Origin of the sequence: Pseudomonas sp. Q12-87, assembly GCF_001269755.1 — a bacterium.
In the GTDB taxonomy this organism is placed as follows: domain Bacteria; phylum Pseudomonadota; class Gammaproteobacteria; order Pseudomonadales; family Pseudomonadaceae; genus Aquipseudomonas; species Aquipseudomonas fluorescens_S.
On sequence record NZ_LHVI01000007.1, the window covers coordinates 1 to 18,101 of the forward strand.

The window sequence follows — 18,101 nt, forward strand, 5'->3', positions numbered from 1 at the left end:
TATCACCTAACGGTACAGGTACGCAGCGGTTACGAGGGGATGCAAATAGCCTTGCCAGAATATCTATGCATCCCGATCCCCGCTGCAGGACTGACTCAGTACCTGCTTGCACTCGCTCGAAATATCCAGCCCAAAGCGGTCGCCAAGAGCAAACGAGGCCCGAAAGTGCCCAAGTCAAAGGAGTGGCTGGAAGGCAAAGCCGCGAATGCCCACGTGTCAACGGATCGGGTGCTCAAGGCAGCTAAAATCAAAAGACCTTGAAAGGGCTGGCCCTTACGGCGACTCACTTTTTTTCAGACGCCAAAAAAAGTAAGCAAAAAAGGCTTGCCCCACCACTTGGTGCCTCGCCTGGGCTCGGCATGCCTTCACTCCGGCATTGCTCCGTGGGCCCGCCGCGAAGGGTCATCCATGACCCAACGCGGCTATCCCGGCATCCATGCCGGGATGCCCACTCCACAATGCCTGCGTTCGGCCAGCGTGGTTAACGGGGCCCCAAAATCAAAAGCATTGGCGAGGCGGCCTTATAGCCGGCCTGTCTCCTGTGTCGTACTCCGATCCAACTGTGGGAGCGGGCTTGCCCGCGAAGGCGGCCTTATAGCCGACCTATTTCTTCGGGTCGTACACCGATCCATTGTGGGAGCGAGCCTGCTCGCGATGGCGGTCTGGTAGCCTGATTATGTTCTGTGGGCGGTGTGTATATCCATTGCTGCGGTAACGGCGACTTAGGGTTTCGCCCTTACGGCGACTCACTTTTTTTCAGACGCCAAAAAAAGTAAGCAAAAAAGGCTTGCCCCACCACTTGGTGCCTCGCTAGGGCTCGGCATGCCCTCACTCCGGCATTGCTCCGTGGGCCCGCTGCGAAGGGCCATCCATGGCCCAGCGCAGCTATCCCGGCATCCATGCCGGGATGCCCACTTCACAATACCTGCGTTCGGCCAGCGTGGTTAACGGGGCCCCAAAATCAAAAGCATTGGCGAGGCGGCCTTATAGCCGGCCTGTCTCCTGTGTCGTACTCCGAGCCAACTGTGGGAGCGGGCTTGCCCGCGAAGGCGGTCTTATTGCCGACCTATTTCTCCCGGTCGTACACCGATCCATTGTGGGAGTGAGCCTGCTCGCGAAGGCGGCCTGATAGCCGGCCTGGTTCTTTTGGATGTACCCGATTCACCGGTTGAAGCAATACGCCTCCGTCTCGTCGAACACCTAACCCCCGTGGCGAGGGAGCTTGCTCCCGCTGGGGCGCGAAGCGGCCCCAACAGCAGCGACTGCATTTATCTGACACACCGAGGCGCCAGGGTTTGGGTCTGCTGCGCAGCCCAGCGGGAGCAAGCTCCCTCGCCACAAGGGGCTTTGTCGCTTCAAGTCAGTGTTCAGCCAGCCAAAAAACTGGCTGATCCACTGCCCATCATCACTGCATCAAAACCTCAATCGCCCCATCCGCCGTCATGCTCACCTTGCTGGTACCCGCTTCCACGTCCGGCGTCACGGATTCAGCGTCCATGGAGCCGCCTTTCATCATCATTGTCGGTGCGCGCATGAAAGGTTGTGGATAACCATTGGTGTTGAGGTTCAGGCTGACGATCTTGTAACCCTTGCCGCCCAAAGCCTCGGTGGCCAGTTGGGCGCGGGCCTTGAAGGCGTTGACGGCGTCTTTGAGCAGGGCGTCTTCGCTGGTTTGACGGGTGGCGGTGGAGATGGCGAAGTCCATGCCGCCCATTTTCATGTCGGTGAGCAATTCGCCGGTGAGTTTGGACAGGGCGGCGAAGTCGGCGCTTTCCAGTCGCAGTTCGGCGCGTTCACGCCAGCCGGTGATTTTCTGGCCCTTGTTGTCGTAGATCGGATAGCTGTTGCGGCTGCCCTGGCGCAGGGTGATGTCCTTCACTTCCTTGGCCTGGCCGATGGCTTTGTTCAGCGTGGTGCTGACGGTGGCGGCGAGTTTGGCCGGGTCGGTGTTTTGCTCCTCGGTGTAGAGGGTGACGATCATCAGGTCGCGGGCCACTTCCTGGCTGGCATCGGCGCGCAGGGAAATCTGGTTGTAATGAAGATCATCGGCGGCCAGGGCCGGCAGGCTGGCGACGGTGCCGAGGCTGAAAGCGAGCAGGGCGGCGTGACGACTGAACATGTGCATGAAAGCTCCTTGGGATGGTGCGCAGGGGTTTTGTCCGAGCCTGCGTAAACGGTAAGACTCTAGCTTTTATGGTCCGGTTCGCACAGTTACAACTTCTATACAGATAATGAGGCACGGGGCCGTGTGTCATTTCGAGGCTGTGGCGCTTTGCCGCATATCCGCCTCTGCAACCCGCGGCTTGGTTATACTCCGTGCGATCCGCCTGGAGCGCTCATCAGGAGAGCTCATGCTCGCCCCTTTGCAAATGACTTCTGCCTCTCGCCAGAACCTTTGGCGCCTGACGTTTATCCGCATTCTGGTCCTGGGGGCCCAGGCTGGGTCCGTGGGGCTCGCCTATTGGTTCGATCTGCTGCCGCTGCCCTGGCTGCAACTGGCGATCACCCTGGCTTTTTCCTCGGTACTATGCGCGCTGACCGCCATTCGCCTGCGCACCTCATGGCCGGTAACCGAGCTCGAATATGCCGTGCAACTGGCCTGCGACCTGTTTATCCACAGTGCGCTGCTGTATTTCTCTGGCGGCTCGACCAACCCTTTCGTGTCCTATTACCTGGTGCCGCTGACCATCGCTGCGGTGACCTTGCCGTGGCGGTTCTCGCTGATCCTTTCCGGCATCGCCCTGGCGCTGTACACCTTGCTGCTGGCGCAGTTCTATCCGCTGGAAACGTTCCCCATCGCTCGGGAAAACCTGCAGATCTACGGTATGTGGCTGAGTTTCGCCCTGGCGGCGGCGGTCATCACTTTTTTTGCCGCGCGCATGGCCGAGGAGTTGCGCCGCCAGGAGGAACTGCGGGCCATCCGCCGTGAAGAGGGCCTGCGGGACGAGCAATTGCTGGCCGTGGCAACCCAGGCCGCCGGCGCCGCCCATGAATTGGGCACGCCGCTGGCGACCATGAGTGTGTTGCTCAAGGAGATGCGCCAGGATCACCATGACCCGGCGCTGCAAGAGGACCTCAGTGTGTTGCAGGATCAGGTCCAACTCTGCAAGGAAACCCTCCAATACCTGGTGCGTGCCGCCGAGGCCAATCGCCGACTGGCCATCGACATGCAAGACGTTACCGATTGGCTCGACGAGGCCCTTAACCGCTGGCACCTGATGCGCCCGGAAGCCAGTTATCGCTTCCAGCGCCTGGGCCAGGGTCCGGTGCCGCGCATGGCGCCGCCGCCGGACTTGACCCAGGCGCTGCTGAACCTGCTCAACAACGCCGCCGACGCCTGCCCCGAAGGCCTGGAAGTGGCGCTGGACTGGAACGCCTACGAGCTGACCATTTGCATTCGCGACCACGGCGCGGGTGTGCCGCTGGCGATTGCCGAGCAGATCGGCAAGCCGTTCTATACCACTAAGGGCAAAGGCTTCGGCCTGGGCCTGTTCTTGAGCAAAGCCAGCGTGACACGCGCCGGCGGCTCGGTGAAACTCTACCCCCATGAGGAAGGCGGCACGCTCACCGAGCTGCGCCTGCCCCATGCCGACCGAGGAGACGAAACATGAGTGACGAGATCCAAGTCGACGGCGAAGAGCTGCCGCACCTGTTGCTGGTAGATGACGACGCCACATTCACTCGCGTCATGGCCCGGGCCATGTCCCGTCGTGGCTTTCGGGTGAGTACCGCAGGTTCCGCCGAAGAGGGCCTGACCATCGCCCAGGCCGACCTGCCGGACTACGCTGCCCTGGACCTGAAAATGGACGGTGACTCGGGCCTGGTGCTGCTGCCCAAGTTGCTGGAACTGGACCCGGAAATGCGCGTGGTGATCCTCACCGGCTATTCGAGCATCGCCACCGCCGTCGAAGCCATCAAGCGCGGCGCCTGCAACTACCTGTGCAAACCGGCGGACGCCGATGATGTACTGGCGGCGCTGTTATCCGAGCACGCTGACCTCGACACCCTGGTGCCGGAGAACCCCATGTCGGTGGATCGCCTGCAGTGGGAGCACATCCAGCGGGTACTGACGGAGCACGAAGGCAATATCTCCGCCACAGCCCGCGCCTTGGGCATGCACCGCCGTACCTTGCAGCGCAAATTACAGAAACGTCCCGTGCGTCGCTGAACCTGCGCTGAACAAATGTTGTCCACCCTCGCGATAAATCGGGCCGTTGCACTATGATCGGCCCGAGTTCCTTTCTCTATTGAGCCTTAACCATGAATCAGAACGCTGAATATTCCGCGGTCAATGACGCAGTGCGCGGGCAGTTTTTCCGCCGTGTCTGGCAAATGACCACGCCATACTGGCGCAGTGAGGAGAAGGGCAAGGCCTGGACGCTGTTGATCGCCGTCATCGCGCTGTCGCTGTTCAGCGTGGCGATTTCGGTGTGGATCAACAGTTGGTACAAGGATTTCTACAACGCCCTGCAAGAGAAGAACAGCGCGGCGTTCTGGCAGTTGATCCTGTATTTCTGCGGCATTGCGGCGGTGGCGATCCTGGGGGCGGTGTATCGTTTGTACCTCACGCAGATGCTCACCATCCGCTGGCGGGCCTGGCTCACCGAACAGCATTTCGCCCGCTGGCTCAATGACAAGAATTACTACCGCCTGGAGCAGGGCGGCTATACCGACAACCCGGACCAGCGCATTTCCGAAGACCTCAACAGCTTCACCACCAATACCTTGAGCCTGGGGTTGGGGCTGCTGCGTACCGTGGTCAGCCTGGTGTCGTTCTCGATCATCTTGTGGGGGGTGTCGGGCAGCATCGAAGTGTTTGGCTACACCATCCCCGGCTACATGTTCTGGTGCGCGCTGGTGTATGCGGCGGTGGGCAGTTGGCTGACGCATCTGATCGGCCGTCGCTTGATCGGCCTGAACAACAACCAGCAACGTTTCGAAGCCGACCTGCGTTTTTCCATGGTGCGGGTGCGTGAAAACGCCGAGAGCATTGCGCTGTACAACGGCGAGCCCAACGAGAACCGTCGCCTGAGCGGGCGTTTCGGCCTGGTCTGGCACAACTTCTGGGACATCATGCGGGTGTCCAAGCGCCTGACCTTCTTTACCTCCGGTTATGGTCAGATCGCGATCATCTTCCCGTTCATCGTCGCCGCACCGCGCTATTTCGCCGGCAAGATCCAACTGGGCGAGCTCATGCAGATCAACTCGGCGTTCGGCAATGTGCAGGAGAACTTCAGCTGGTTCATCAGCGCCTACTCCGACTTGGCCGCGTGGCGCGCCACCTGTGACCGTCTGCTGAGTTTCCGCCAGGCCATGAGTGACAACGAAGCGCGGGTGCCGGCCATTGACGTGCAAAACCAGGGCAGTGAATTGAAGGTCCACAACCTGGGGCTGGACTTGAGCGATGGCCGCCATCTGCTTGGCAACGCCGACATGATCGTCGAGGCCGGCGAGCGAGTGATGCTCAGCGGCCGTTCCGGCAGTGGTAAATCCACTTTGCTGCGAGCGATGGGGCACCTGTGGCCCACGGGGCATGGCAGCATTGTATTGCCGGCGGCGCGTTACCTGTTCCTGCCACAAAAGCCTTATCTGCCGATTGGCAGCCTGCGGGAGGTGCTAAGTTATCCACAGCCCGGCGACATCTATCCCAACGAACGTTATGAGCAAGTGCTGGAAACTTGCCGCTTGCCGCACCTGATCGCGCGGCTGGACGAAAGCAACCACTGGCAACGCATGCTCTCGCCGGGCGAGCAACAACGCCTGGCCTTTGCCCGCGCCTTGCTTTATGCACCGCTCTGGTTGTACATGGACGAAGCCACGTCGGCGATGGACGAAGAAGATGAGGCGACGTTGTACCAGGCGCTGATCGACCAGTTGCCCGGCCTGAGCATTGTCAGTGTCGGCCATCGAAGCAGTTTGAAACGTTTCCATCCACGACATGTACGTATCGAAAATGGCCAACTGGTGGAGCACACCGTGGTTGCTTGAACACCGTAAAACCTGTGGGAGCGGGCTTGCTCGCGAAAGCGGTAGGTCCGTTGAGATTGTGTGACTGACCCACCGCCATCGCGAGCAAGCTCGCTCCCACAAGGGTTTGGGATGAATCTGAGGCTGGTGTGCACAACCGATTCAATGGGAGAGCGAGCTTGCTCGCGATGATGACAACCCGGTCTATCTGCCAATCACAGATAATGGGGCCGCCGCGCCCCCGGTGATCGTACAACCACGTTGCGCTATGATGGTGCCATTCAGCCGCTTGCCGAGACACAGACACATGGAAAACCCGATCGACGTACCACGCCTTCCCCGCAAGCGCCGCAGCCTGGCGCAGGAGCTGGTGACGGTGCTGACCGAGCAGATTCGCGACGGCTTGCTCAAGCGCGGCGATAAATTGCCCACCGAGTCGGCGATCATGGAAGCCCATGGCGTCAGCCGCACCGTGGTGCGCGAGGCGATTTCTCGTTTGCAGGCGGCCGGCCAGGTGGAAACCCGCCATGGCATCGGCACCTTCGTGCTGGATACACCCAGCCCGAGCGGTTTTCGTATCGACCCGGCCACAGTGGTCACCTTGCGTGACGTTCTGGCGATCCTGGAGTTGCGCATCAGCCTGGAAGTGGAGTCTGCCGGGCTGGCAGCGCAGCGTCGCAGCGACGAGCAACTGGCCACCATGCGCGCCGCCCTCGACGCCTTGAGCGAAAGCGCCGCCCACGCCAGCGATGCGGTGGCCTCGGACTTCGCCTTCCACCTGGAAATCGCCCTGTCCACCGGCAACCGCTATTTCACCGACATCATGACTCACCTGGGTACCAGCATCATTCCGCGTACCCGGGTGAACTCCGCGCGCCTGGCCCACGATGACCAGCAGCGCTACATGAACCGCCTGAGCCGCGAGCACGAGGAGATCTACGACGCCATCGCCCGCCAGGACTCCGAGGCGGCCCGTGCGGCTATGCGTTTGCACCTGACCAACAGCCGCGAACGGCTGCGCCAGGCTCATGAAGAAGCGCAAGCGCAGGGCTAAGATGCTTCGCTGCCCTCTGTGGCGAGGGGTGTCCGGTTTTCTATCGGTGTGCCTGTCTGACCAATAGTAGGCGCCAGTCCTACGCGCTGATCCGCAACATTTGCGGCTCGGATATATCGTTGTCCCGGCCGCTCTCATAACTAACCTTGTAACGAAGCTCGACCAATTGGCCGGCGTAAGCTGTCAAGTCGGCATTGGTTAACGTCACTGTCACCCCCTTGCGTGGCGTACCTTCCTCGCCTTCGGTCAGAGATGTAAACGCGCCTACCGAAGTTGGAGGCGTCGAGCCGACGCCCACAGTCAGTTGGGCGTTCGAGTACGGGTGGAAAGCTGCATCCGGAATTTTCACGGTTAACGTCTTTGTCTTTGACAGGCTGAGCGTGACTTCCCCGCTGGCTGGAAAATCCTTGAGCGTCGGTTTCGCAAACGTCTTCGCCATGATGTCACTCCTTGTGAGGCGGCCCTGCTCGTTGCGGACGGGCGACTCACTTAAAGGTTGAAAAAAGGACTACAGCCGGGCATGGCACGGCCATGTCTGGGTTATGCCCCGTTGCCCTGACGACGCCTACTGGCAGAGTTGACAGTGGCGATGAGCGGTGCTGGTGCTCGGTCGGCAAGTTTCATCACTCTTCCAATTTCTCTCAGAGCCCCGATTTATAAGGCTTCGCAACAAATACCCCAGCCCCGGCACGCGACAAAAGACGAAATGCAGTTGACGTTCATATTTTAAGTTGTACGATGACCTACAACTTCTCGTGAAGCTGAACCATTTCTTACAACACAACATTTGCGTCCAGGGTGTTCGAATAATGAATCCACAAGAACTGAAGTCCATCCTCTCGTCTGGCCTGCTGTCGTTCCCGGTCACCGATTTCACTGCCCAAGGCGATTTCAATCGCGACAGCTATATCAAGCGCCTCGAGTGGCTGGCCCCGTATGGCGCCTCTGCATTGTTCGCAGCGGGCGGCACCGGTGAATTCTTCTCCCTGGCTGCCAGCGAGTACTCGCAAGTCATCAAGACCGCTGTCGATACCTGCGCTACCAGCGTGCCAATCCTTGCCGGTGTCGGCGGTGCCACCCGCCAGGCCATCGAATATGCTCAAGAAGCCGAGCGCCTGGGTGCCAAGGGCCTGTTGCTGCTGCCGCACTACCTGACCGAAGCCAGCCAGGACGGGGTTGCCGCCCACGTTGAAGCCGTGTGCAAATCGGTGAAGATCGGCGTCGTGGTCTACAACCGCAACGTTTGCCGCCTGAACGCCACCCTGCTGGAACAACTGGCCGAGCGCTGCCCGAACCTGATCGGTTACAAAGATGGCCTGGGCGATATCGAACTGATGGTGTCGATCCGTCGTCGCCTCGGCGACCGTTTCAGCTACCTGGGCGGCCTGCCGACCGCTGAAGTCTATGCCGCGGCCTACAAGGCCCTGGGCGTACCGGTCTACTCCTCGGCGGTGTTCAACTTCATCCCGAAAACCGCGATGGACTTCTACCACGCCATTGCCCGCGACGATCACGAGACCGTCGGCAAGATCATCGACGACTTCTTCCTGCCTTACCTGGACATCCGCAACCGCAAGGCCGGTTACGCCGTGAGCATCGTCAAGGCCGGCGCGAAGATCGTTGGCTATGACGCAGGTCCTGTGCGCACGCCATTGACCGACTTGCTGCCAGAAGAATACGAAGCACTGGCCGCGCTGATCGACAAGCAAGGCAAGCAGTAACAGACCCGGCAAGGCCGCTGAGCGATCAGCGGCTTTTTGCGTAAGGCTGTTTGTAACGACTTTATTTGAGGAGAAGCATCCGTGGCAGATGCAAAGCGTTTCGATAACTACATCAACGGTCAGTGGGTGGCCGGTGCCGACTATTGCACCAACATCAACCCGTCTGACTTGTCCGATGTCATCGGTGAATACGCCAAGGCTGACGCAGCGCAAGTCAACGCCGCCATCGAAGCCGCCCGCGCCGCTTTCCCGGCCTGGTCGACCTCGGGCATCCAGGCCCGTCACGACGCGCTGGACAAAGTCGGCAGCGAGATCCTCGCCCGCCGCGAAGAACTCGGCCAACTGCTGGCCCGGGAAGAGGGCAAGACCCTGCCTGAGGCCATCGGCGAAGTGACCCGCGCCGGTAATATTTTCAAATTCTTCGCTGGCGAGTGCCTGCGCCTGTCCGGCGATTACGTGCCGTCGGTGCGTCCGGGCGTCAATGTCGAAGTCACTCGTGAAGCCCTGGGTGTGGTCGGCCTGATCACCCCGTGGAACTTCCCGATCGCTATCCCTGCGTGGAAGATTGCCCCGGCCCTGGCCTACGGCAACTGCGTGGTGATCAAGCCCGCCGAGCTGGTGCCTGGCTGCGCCTGGGCTTTGGCCGAGATCATTTCCCGCGCTGGCTTCCCGGCCGGTGCGTTCAACCTGGTGATGGGCAGCGGCCGTGTGGTCGGTGAAGTCTTGGTCAACAGCCCGAAAGTCGACGGCATCAGCTTCACCGGTTCCGTGGGAGTGGGTCGCCAGATCGCGGTCAACTGCGTGGCGCGCCAGGCCAAGGTGCAACTGGAGATGGGCGGCAAGAACCCGCAGATCATCCTCGACGACGCCGACCTCAAGCAGGCCGTCGAACTGGCGGTGCAGAGCGCGTTCTACTCCACCGGCCAGCGTTGCACGGCTTCGAGCCGCCTGATCGTTACCGCGGGTATCCACGACAAGTTCGTCGCGGCCATGGCCGAGCGCATGCAGTCGATCAAGGTTGGCCATGCCTTGAAGGCTGGCACCGATATCGGCCCGGTCGTCTCCGAAGCCCAGCTCAACCAGGACTTGAAATACATCGACATCGGCCAGAGCGAAGGTGCGCGGCTGGTCAGCGGTGGCGGCGTGGTGACGTGTGACACCGAAGGTTACTTCCTGGCGCCGACCTTGTTTGCCGACAGTGAAGCTTCGATGCGCATCAGCCGCGAAGAAATCTTCGGCCCGGTGGCCAATGTCGTGCGCGTGGCTGACTACGAGGCGGCGTTGGCGATGGCCAACGACACCGAGTTCGGTTTGTCGGCGGGTATCGCGACCACATCGTTGAAGTATGCCAACCACTTCAAGCGCCATTCCCAAGCGGGCATGGTGATGGTCAACCTGCCAACCGCCGGCGTGGATTACCACGTGCCGTTCGGTGGGCGCAAAGGTTCGTCCTATGGTTCGCGTGAGCAAGGTCGCTATGCGCAAGAGTTCTACACCGTGGTGAAAACTTCTTACATCGGATCGTAAGTGCGGCACCGCCAGGGCAGGACATCCTGCCTTGGCGACACAATCTGCTGACCCGCATAAAAATAAATAGTGGGAGTACATTTACATGCAAGCGACCAAGCCGACTCACGTCCGCTATTTGATCCTGCTCATGCTGTTTCTGGTGACGACGATCAACTACGCTGACCGTGCCACCATCGCCATCGCAGGCTCCAGCCTGCAAAAAGACCTCGGCATCGACGCCGTTACCCTCGGTTATATCTTCTCCGCTTTCGGCTGGGCCTACGTGGCCGGGCAGATTCCTGGCGGCTGGCTGCTCGACCGTTTCGGGTCGAAAAAAATCTATGCCCTGAGCATTTTCACCTGGTCGCTGTTCACCGTGCTGCAAGGCTATGTCGGTGAATTCGGCATGTCCACGGCCGTGGTTGCGCTGTTCATGCTGCGCTTTCTGGTTGGGCTGGCCGAAGCGCCATCCTTCCCGGGCAACGCACGCATCGTCGCCGCCTGGTTCCCCACCGCAGAACGCGGCACCGCTTCGGCGATCTTCAACTCGGCGCAGTATTTCGCCACCGTGTTGTTCGCACCGCTGATGGGTTGGATCGTCTACCGCTTCGGCTGGCAGCACGTGTTCATCGTCATGGGCGTGATCGGCATCGTGTTCTCGCTGATCTGGCTGAAGGTGATCCATAGCCCGCGCCAGCACCCGATGATCAACGAAGCCGAGTTCAATCACATCGCCGCCAATGGGGCGATGGTCGATATGGACCAGGACAAGGGCAAGGAAAAGAAAGCCGACGGTCCGAAGTGGGATTACATCCGTCAACTGCTGACCAACCGTATGATGCTCGGTGTTTACCTGGGTCAATACTGCATCAACGGCATCACTTACTTCTTCCTGACCTGGTTCCCGGTGTACCTGGTGCAGGAACGCGGCATGACTATCCTCAAGGCCGGCTTCATCGCGTCCTTGCCGGCCATCTGCGGTTTCATCGGTGGTGTACTCGGCGGGGTCATTTCCGACTACCTGCTGCGCAAAGGCCACTCGCTGACCTTTGCCCGCAAGGCGCCGATCATCGCCGGCCTGTTGGTTTCCAGCAGTATCGTGGCGTGCAACTACGTGGACATCGAATGGATGGTGGTGGGCTTCATGGCCCTGGCCTTCTTCGGCAAAGGCGTGGGCGCACTGGGCTGGGCCGTGGTGTCCGACACGTCGCCTAAACAGATCGCCGGTTTGAGCGGTGGCCTGTTCAACACCTTCGGTAACCTGGCATCGATCACCACGCCAATCGTCATCGGCTACATCATCAGCGCCACCGGTTCGTTCAAGTGGGCACTGGTATTCGTGGGTTGCAACGCGCTGGTAGCAGTGTTCAGCTACCTGGTCATCGTTGGACCGATCAAGCGTGTGGTACTCAAGGAACCTACGGCCAAGGATGCCGACATCTCCAGCCTGTCTGAAGCTAAATCCTGAAGGAGCGGCATCGATGCAACTGATTGAACATGCCGATTCGCCTCGTTACATCCGCCTGCATGAGCGGGACAACGTCGTGATCGTCGTCAATGACCAAGGCGTACCGGCCGGGACCGAGTTCCCGGACGGCTTGGTCACCGTGGACTTTGTACCGCAGAGCCACAAGGTCACCCTGGAAGATATTCCCGAGGGCGGCGAGGTGATTCGCTACGGCCAGGTCATTGGCTACGCGTTGCAGCCGATCCCCCGTGGCAGTTGGGTCAAGGAAGACCAGCTGCGCATGCCCACCGCGCCACCGTTGGACAGCCTGCCGCTGTCCACCGACGTGCCGGCGGCCGATGCGCCGCTGGAGGGTTACACCTTCGAAGGTTATCGCAACGCCGACGGTACCGTCGGTACGCGCAATATCCTCGGCATCACCACGACCGTGCAGTGCGTGACCGGGGTGCTGGATCACGCGGTCAAGCGCATCAAGGATGAGTTGCTGCCCAAGTACCCGAACGTCGATGACGTGGTGGCGCTGACCCACAGCTACGGCTGTGGCGTGGCGATCACCGCCACTGACGCCTACATCCCGATCCGCACCGTGCGCAACCTGGCGCGCAACCCGAACCTGGGTGGCGAAGCACTGGTGATCAGTCTGGGCTGCGAGAAATTGCAGGCCGGTCAGGTGATGCATGAAGGCGACAGCTCGGTGGACCTCAGCGAGCCGTGGCTGTATCGCTTGCAGGACTCCAGTCACGGATTCACCGAAATGATCGAGCAGATCATGGAGCTGGCTGAGACTCGCCTGAAGAAACTCGACCAGCGCCGCCGCGAAACCGTGCCGGCCTCGGAACTGATCCTGGGCATGCAGTGCGGCGGCAGCGATGCGTTCTCCGGTATTACCGCAAACCCGGCCCTGGGCTATGCCTCGGACTTGCTGTTGCGTGCCGGGGCCACGGTGATGTTTTCCGAAGTCACCGAAGTGCGCGATGCCATCTACCTGTTGACCTCCCGGGCGCAAACCCAGGAAGTCGCCCAGGAGCTGGTGCGCGAAATGGACTGGTACGACCGGTACCTGGCCAAGGGCGAAGCCGATCGCAGCGCCAACACCACGCCGGGCAACAAGAAGGGCGGGTTGTCGAACATCGTCGAGAAATCCCTGGGGTCGATCGTCAAGTCCGGCAGCAGCGCGATCAATGGCGTGCTCGGCCCGGGCGAACGCTTCAAGCAGAAGGGCCTGATCTTCTGCGCCACGCCGGCCAGCGATTTCGTCTGCGGCACGCTGCAACTCGCGGCGGGGATGAACCTGCATGTGTTCACCACGGGTCGGGGCACGCCTTACGGCTTGGCGATGGCACCGGTGGTGAAGGTCTCGACCCGCACCGAACTGGCCCAGCGCTGGCCGGACCTGATCGACATCGACGCCGGCCGGATCGCCACCGGACGCGCCACCATCGAGGAGCTGGGTTGGGAGTTGTTCCACTACTACCTGGACGTGGCCAGCGGCAAGAAGCAGACCTGGGCGGAGCGGCACAAGCTGTTCAACGACATCACGCTGTTCAACCCGGCGCCGATTACGTGATCACTTGTTGATCGCCGAGAACCAATGTGGGAGCGGGCTTGCTCGCGAAGGCGGCAGTTCAGCTTGCATTGATGTTGGCTGAGCCGACGTCTTCGCGAGCAAGCTCGCTCCCACAAGGGGGCTGCGGTGGATATGGATTTTGTGTTCACAAAGAACAAATGTGGGAGCGAGCCTGCTCGCGAAGACGCTTCACCAGACGCCAACGCCGTGGGTGGCTTATCATTAGCCACCTAACGACACCCCTTTCAAAGGTCCCCGGCATGCTGGCAATTTTCCTCGAAACCCTGAACATCACCGCGCCGGTGTTTGCCATGCTGTTTTTGGGGACGTTGCTCAAGCGCATCTACTGGATCAACGACAATTTCATCCACATCGCCTCGTCCCTGGTGTTCAACGTCACCATGCCGGCGCTGTTGTTCCTCGGCATCCTCCATGCCGACCTGCACGCGGCGTTGCAGCCCGACCTGCTGATCTATTTCTCCATCGCTACCCTGGTGAGCTTTGCGATGGCCTGGGGTTGGGCGATCTGGCGTTGCCCGCGCGAGGATCGCGGCATCTATACCCAAGGTGCGTTTCGCGGCAACAACGGCGTGATCGGCCTGGCGCTGGCGGCGAGCATGTACGGCGACTACGGGATTTCCCTGGGGGCGATACTCGCGGCGCTGGTGATCCTGTTCTACAACACCCTGTCGACCATCGTCCTGGCGGTATACAGCCCGGTGATCAAGTCCGATCCGTGGAGCATCTGCAAAAGCGTTGTCAGCAATCCCCTGATCATCAGCGTGATCGTCGCCGCACCGTTTGCCTATTGGCAGATCGGCCTGCCGAACTGGTTCGAGACCTCGGCCAAATACCTCTCGCAAATGACCTTGCCCCTGGCGCTGATCTGCATCGGCGGCACGCTGTCCCTTGCAGCCTTGCGCAAGAGCGGCAAGATGGCCCTGAGTTCGAGCCTGGTAAAAATGGTCGGCCTGCCGCTGCTGACGACCCTCGGTGCCTGGCTCTGGGGTTTTCGCGGGGCTGAGTTGGGGATTCTGTTCCTGTACTTCGGCAGCCCCACCGCCGCCGCCAGTTACGTCATGGCCCGGGCGGCCGATGGCAACCATGAACTGGCGGCGGCGATCATCGTCATCACCACGTTGATGGCGGCGATTACCACTAATGTGGGGATTTTTGTGTTGCAGTGGGGGGGGTGGATCTAGGTTCGGGTTTGCGGTGTTCTTTCGATCCATTCGCGAGCAAGCCCGCTCCCACATTCGACCGCGTTCCCATGGAAGAACGCAGTCAATGTGGGAGCGGGCTTGCTCGCGAAGAGGTCTGACCTGTCACTGCAAGGCTCAGGCTTTTACTCAGGCTTCTGATAGCTATCGATCACTTCCTGCGCTGCCCGAAACGCATCGATCGCCGCCGGCACTCCGGCGTACACCGCGCAATGCAGCAGCGCCTCGCGAATCTCTTCCACCGTGCAACCGTTATTCAGCGCGCCGCGCACGTGGCCTTTGAGCTCCTGCGGGCATTTGAGCGCAGTGAGGGCGGCAAGGGTGATCAGGCTGCGGGTTTTCAACGGCAGGCCTTCGCGGCTCCAGACGCTGCCCCAGGCATGCTCGTTGACGAAGTCCTGCAAAGGTTGGGTGAATTCGGTGGCGTTGCCCAGGGCGCGGTCGACGAATGCGTCGCCCATGACCTGGCGACGCATGTCCAGGCCGGTCTTTGGAGTGTCGGTCACGGCAAATCCCTCTTATGGTGTTGGCGGCGCCAGGCGCGCAAAGAGCTGAACAGCAAAAATACCAGCAAGGCCGGCAGCACATAGAACAGCATCAGCCGTTCCAGTTGGCCGGCCAACGGCATGCCGGTGGTAAACGACACCACGTGCAGCCCGTAGGCCAGGTACAGGCCGAGGAACAACAGGCCTTCGGCGCGGGTGACGCGGTAACCGGAGTAGAACACCGGCAAGCACAACACAGCCACGCCGAGCATCACCGGCAGGTCGAAATCCAGGGCGTTGGGCGAGACGGAAAGTGGCGTCGGCGCGGCGAGGGCCGTCACCCCCAGCACGCCCAGTAAGTTGAACAGGTTGCTACCAATGACGTTGCCCACCGCGATGTCCCGTTGGCCCCTCAGCGCGGCGATCAGCGAGGTGGCGAGTTCCGGCAGCGAGGTGCTGACGGCGACGATGGTCAGGCCGATGATGCGCTCCGAAAGCCCAAGGTCCGTCGCCACTTCCACCGCCGCGCCCAGCAGCAAGTGCCCGGCATAAATCAGCATCGCCAGGCCCAGCACGATCATCGACAGGCTCTTGGGCCAGGACACCTGCGCAACTGCGACACCCGCCGCGTGGGGACGTACCGAATGCCGCGATTGACGCAGCAACAGGCCCAGGTACACCGCCAGGGCCATCAACAGCAGCATGCCGTCGAGTCGGGTCAGTTCTTCGTTCCAGGCCAGCACGAACACCAGCAGGGCGGCGCCGATCATCAACGGGATGTCCAGGCGCACCAACTGGCGCGAGACGCGCAGCGGGATGATCAGTGCCGACAGGCCGAGGGTAACGAGGATATTGAAGATACTGCTGCCGATCACACTGCCCACGGCGATGTCGGCGTTCTGCGCCAGGGTCGCTTGCAGGCTGACGGCCATTTGTGGCGCGCTGCTGCCGAAGGCGACGACGGTCAGGCCGATGATCAATGGTCGCACTTGCAAGCGTGCTGCCAGGCCCACAGCGGTGCGCACCAACAGCTCGGCACCGGCAATCAGCAACAGCAGGCCGCCGAGCAGTTCGATCAGGCTGAGCAGCGGTAGGGCGGTGAGTAGGGAAATGGTCGGGCTCCGTCTATCAATCGTCGAGGGCTTGCACGCGCACCCGTGCGGTGCCGCTGCGCAACATGCCCAGTTGCTCGGCGGCCTCGCGGGAAACGTCGATCAGGCGGCCGCGGGAGTATGGGCCCCGGTCGTTGATGCGCACCACCACGCTGTCATTGTTGCCCAGGTTGGTGATTTTCACCCGCGTGCCGAATGGCAGCTGGCGATGGGCGGCTGTCAGGCTGTGCTGGTCGAAACGCTCGCCGCTGGCGGTGCGCTTGCCGTGGTGCCTGGAGCCGTAATAGGAGGCGACGCCGGTCTGGTCGTAGCCGTGTGGATCGACCGTCCCGCTCTGGCTGGCGCAGCCGGCCAGCAGGAACAGCAGGGCGCAGGCGCCGAGGAGACGCTTCATTTGAAAGTTTCCAAATACAAGTGTGGGAGCGGGCTTGCTCGCGAAGGGGCCATCAAATTCAACATCAATGTTGCATCCGATGACGTCTTCGCGAGCAAGCCCGCTCCCACAGGGGAATGAGCCAGATTCAAAGACTGGCTCCATGTCCATCAGCCCTCGAGCTTGCTTTTAAGCAATTCGTTGACCTGTTGCGGGTTGGCCTTGCCCTTGGAGGCTTTCATGGCCTGGCCGACGAAGAAGCCGAACATCTTGCCGCGCTTGGCTTCGTCTGCCGCCCGGTACTGTTCGACCTGCTCGGCGTTGGCTGCGAGCATTTCATCGAGCACGGCGCTGATCGCACCCGTGTCGGTGACTTGCTTCAAGCCGCGCTTTTCGATGATCTCGTCGGCGCTGCCTTCACCATTGGCCATCGCTTCGAAGACCATTTTGGCGATCTTGCCGGAGATGGTGTTGTCCTTGATGCGCAGGAGCATGCCGCCCAATTGCTCGGCCGACACCGGCGACTCGTCGATCTCCAGGCCCTGCTTGTTCAGCAGGCTGCCCAATTCAACCATCACCCAGTTGGCCGCCAGCTTGGCGTCGCCGCCGATGCTTACGACTTTCTCGAAGTAATCGGCCTGCTCGCGGCTGGTGGCCAGGACGTTGGCGTCATAGCTCGACAGGCCGAACTGCGCTTGGAAACGCTCGCGTTTCTGCGGCGGTAGCTCCGGCAGGGTGGTGCGTACGTCGTCGAGGAACGAGTTTTCGATAACCACCGGCAACAGGTCCGGGTCGGGGAAGTAACGGTAGTCGTTGGCTTCTTCCTTGCTGCGCATCGGACGGGTCTCGTCCTTGTTCGGGTCGTACAGGCGGGTCTGCTGGATGACCTTGCCACCGTCCTCGATCAGTTCGATCTGGCGCTGGATCTCGCTGTTGATCGCTTTTTCGATGAAGCGGAACGAGTTGACGTTCTTGATCTCACAGCGGGTGCCGAACTCAACCTGGCCCTTGGGCCGGATCGACACGTTGCAGTCGCAGCGCAGCGAGCCTTCGGCCATGTTGCCGTCGCAGATGCCCAGGTAACGCACCAACGCATGGATCGCCTTGACGTAGGCCACGGCTTCCTTGGCGCTGCGCATGTCCGGTTCAGAGACGATTTCCAGCAGCGGCGTGCCAGCGCGGTTCAGGTCGATGCCGGTGGCGCCGTTGAATTCTTCGTGCAGGCTCTTGCCGGCGTCTTCTTCCAGGTGCGCACGGGTAATGCCGACGCGCTTGACCGTGCCGTCTTCCAGGGCGATGTCCAAGTGGCCCTTGCCGACGATCGGCAGTTCCATCTGGCTGATCTGGTAGCCCTTGGGCAGGTCCGGGTAGAAGTAGTTCTTGCGGGCGAACACGTTGTGCTGGCCGATCTCGGCGTCGATCGCCAGGCCGAACATCACCGCCATGCGCACCGCTTCGGCGTTGAGCACCGGCAGCACGCCTGGCATGCCCAGGTCTACCAGGCTGGCCTGGGTGTTCGGCTCGGAGCCGAACGTGGTGGAGCTACCGGAAAATATTTTCGACCGGGTGGTGAGCTGGGTGTGAATCTCCAGCCCGATCACGACTTCCCATTGCATGTGTTTCTC

Annotated in this window: 15 protein-coding genes and 1 pseudogene; 10 read left to right on the forward strand and 6 right to left on the reverse strand. The window is 61.1% G+C overall.

What is annotated here, in order from left to right; all coding sequences use genetic code 11:
- Positions 1-261 (forward strand): annotated as a pseudogene (locus AD663_RS29180) (IS4 family transposase); the annotation flags it as partial.
- 1,144 nt (positions 262-1,405) lie between these two features.
- On the opposite strand, the gene AD663_RS03625 reads toward AD663_RS29180, so the two are convergent.
- A complete protein-coding gene (locus AD663_RS03625) occupies positions 1,406-2,125 on the reverse strand; it encodes an SIMPL domain-containing protein (protein WP_003177953.1) in 720 nt (239 codons plus the stop codon).
- Between the two features lie 226 nt (positions 2,126-2,351).
- Between AD663_RS03625 and AD663_RS03630 the strand changes: the two genes are divergently transcribed.
- The 4 genes from AD663_RS03630 (at position 2,352) to AD663_RS03645 (ending at position 7,021) form a co-directional block, all read left to right on the forward strand.
- A complete protein-coding gene (locus AD663_RS03630; RefSeq protein ID WP_053213301.1) occupies positions 2,352-3,611 on the forward strand; it encodes an ATP-binding protein in 1,260 nt (419 codons plus the stop codon).
- Positions 3,608-4,168 carry a response regulator transcription factor gene (locus AD663_RS03635; RefSeq protein WP_003177957.1) on the forward strand — a complete coding sequence of 187 codons (561 nt, stop codon included), beginning with the start codon at positions 3,608-3,610 and terminating at the stop codon, positions 4,166-4,168. Before AD663_RS03630 ends, AD663_RS03635 begins: the two co-directional genes overlap by 4 nt.
- A 92-nt stretch (positions 4,169-4,260) precedes the next feature.
- Positions 4,261-5,988 (forward strand): ABC transporter ATP-binding protein/permease, encoded by a 1,728-nt coding sequence (locus AD663_RS03640; protein ID WP_053213302.1) that lies wholly within the window; start codon positions 4,261-4,263, stop codon positions 5,986-5,988.
- 286 nt (positions 5,989-6,274) lie between these two features.
- Complete coding sequence (locus AD663_RS03645) at positions 6,275-7,021, forward strand: FadR/GntR family transcriptional regulator (protein WP_003177961.1); 747 nt, start codon at positions 6,275-6,277, stop codon at positions 7,019-7,021.
- Positions 7,022-7,100: 79 nt separating this feature from the next.
- Here AD663_RS03645 and AD663_RS03650 read toward each other — a convergent pair whose 3' ends face one another.
- On the reverse strand, positions 7,101-7,460 hold the full coding sequence (locus AD663_RS03650) for a hypothetical protein (RefSeq protein ID WP_033045909.1): 360 nt from the start codon (positions 7,458-7,460) through the stop codon (positions 7,101-7,103).
- Between the two features lie 370 nt (positions 7,461-7,830).
- Between AD663_RS03650 and kdgD the strand changes: the two genes are divergently transcribed.
- The 5 genes from kdgD (at position 7,831) to AD663_RS03675 (ending at position 14,488) form a co-directional block, all read left to right on the forward strand.
- Entirely contained in the window at positions 7,831-8,742 is a 912-nt protein-coding gene (kdgD, locus tag AD663_RS03655) for a 5-dehydro-4-deoxyglucarate dehydratase (RefSeq protein WP_003177964.1), read from the forward strand.
- Between the two features lie 81 nt (positions 8,743-8,823).
- The gene (locus tag AD663_RS03660) at positions 8,824-10,269 is read left to right on the forward strand and encodes an aldehyde dehydrogenase family protein (RefSeq protein WP_003177966.1); all 1,446 of its coding nucleotides are present in this window, start codon (positions 8,824-8,826) and stop codon (positions 10,267-10,269) included.
- 85 nt (positions 10,270-10,354) lie between these two features.
- On the forward strand, positions 10,355-11,719 hold the full coding sequence (locus AD663_RS03665; protein WP_003177968.1) for an MFS transporter: 1,365 nt from the start codon (positions 10,355-10,357) through the stop codon (positions 11,717-11,719).
- Between the two features lie 13 nt (positions 11,720-11,732).
- The gene (gene garD, locus AD663_RS03670; RefSeq protein ID WP_053213303.1) at positions 11,733-13,286 is read left to right on the forward strand and encodes a galactarate dehydratase; all 1,554 of its coding nucleotides are present in this window, start codon (positions 11,733-11,735) and stop codon (positions 13,284-13,286) included.
- Positions 13,287-13,546: 260 nt separating this feature from the next.
- Complete coding sequence (locus tag AD663_RS03675; protein ID WP_053213304.1) at positions 13,547-14,488, forward strand: AEC family transporter; 942 nt, start codon at positions 13,547-13,549, stop codon at positions 14,486-14,488.
- 143 nt (positions 14,489-14,631) lie between these two features.
- Here the strand turns inward: AD663_RS03675 and AD663_RS03680 are convergent, their stop codons facing one another.
- The 4 genes from AD663_RS03680 to gatB all read right to left on the reverse strand — a co-directional run bounded on the left by AD663_RS03680 (position 14,632) and on the right by gatB (position 18,092).
- Complete coding sequence (locus AD663_RS03680) at positions 14,632-14,982, reverse strand: carboxymuconolactone decarboxylase family protein (RefSeq protein ID WP_371261152.1); 351 nt, start codon at positions 14,980-14,982, stop codon at positions 14,632-14,634.
- A 26-nt stretch (positions 14,983-15,008) separates the two neighbouring features.
- Positions 15,009-16,070: a calcium/sodium antiporter gene (locus AD663_RS03685; protein WP_033045910.1), complete on the reverse strand. Its 1,062-nt coding sequence runs from the start codon at positions 16,068-16,070 to the stop codon at positions 15,009-15,011.
- A 49-nt stretch (positions 16,071-16,119) separates the two neighbouring features.
- Positions 16,120-16,497, reverse strand: a complete 378-nt coding sequence (locus AD663_RS03690; protein ID WP_003177976.1) for a septal ring lytic transglycosylase RlpA family protein — start codon at positions 16,495-16,497, stop codon at positions 16,120-16,122.
- A gap of 149 nt (positions 16,498-16,646) precedes the next feature.
- Positions 16,647-18,092: an Asp-tRNA(Asn)/Glu-tRNA(Gln) amidotransferase subunit GatB gene (gene gatB / locus AD663_RS03695; protein ID WP_003177978.1), complete on the reverse strand. Its 1,446-nt coding sequence runs from the start codon at positions 18,090-18,092 to the stop codon at positions 16,647-16,649.
- Between the last annotated feature and the right edge of the window lie 9 nt (positions 18,093-18,101).

Excerpts from the sequence above, each read along its gene's own strand:
- AD663_RS03625 (WP_003177953.1), bottom strand. The coding sequence starts at position 2,125 with ATGCACATGTTCAGTCGTCACGCCGCCCTGCTCGCTTTCAGCCTCGGC.
- AD663_RS03630 (WP_053213301.1), top strand. The coding sequence starts at position 2,352 with ATGCTCGCCCCTTTGCAAATGACTTCTGCCTCTCGCCAGAACCTTTGG.
- AD663_RS03635 (WP_003177957.1), top strand. The coding sequence starts at position 3,608 with ATGAGTGACGAGATCCAAGTCGACGGCGAAGAGCTGCCGCACCTGTTG.
- AD663_RS03640 (WP_053213302.1), top strand. The coding sequence starts at position 4,261 with ATGAATCAGAACGCTGAATATTCCGCGGTCAATGACGCAGTGCGCGGG.
- AD663_RS03645 (WP_003177961.1), top strand. The coding sequence starts at position 6,275 with ATGGAAAACCCGATCGACGTACCACGCCTTCCCCGCAAGCGCCGCAGC.
- AD663_RS03650 (WP_033045909.1), bottom strand. The coding sequence starts at position 7,460 with ATGGCGAAGACGTTTGCGAAACCGACGCTCAAGGATTTTCCAGCCAGC.
- kdgD (WP_003177964.1), top strand. The coding sequence starts at position 7,831 with ATGAATCCACAAGAACTGAAGTCCATCCTCTCGTCTGGCCTGCTGTCG.
- AD663_RS03665 (WP_003177968.1), top strand. The coding sequence starts at position 10,355 with ATGCAAGCGACCAAGCCGACTCACGTCCGCTATTTGATCCTGCTCATG.
- garD (WP_053213303.1), top strand. The coding sequence starts at position 11,733 with ATGCAACTGATTGAACATGCCGATTCGCCTCGTTACATCCGCCTGCAT.
- AD663_RS03675 (WP_053213304.1), top strand. The coding sequence starts at position 13,547 with ATGCTGGCAATTTTCCTCGAAACCCTGAACATCACCGCGCCGGTGTTT.
- AD663_RS03680 (WP_371261152.1), bottom strand. The coding sequence starts at position 14,982 with ATGCGTCGCCAGGTCATGGGCGACGCATTCGTCGACCGCGCCCTGGGC.
- AD663_RS03690 (WP_003177976.1), bottom strand. The coding sequence starts at position 16,497 with ATGAAGCGTCTCCTCGGCGCCTGCGCCCTGCTGTTCCTGCTGGCCGGC.
- gatB (WP_003177978.1), bottom strand. The coding sequence starts at position 18,092 with ATGCAATGGGAAGTCGTGATCGGGCTGGAGATTCACACCCAGCTCACC.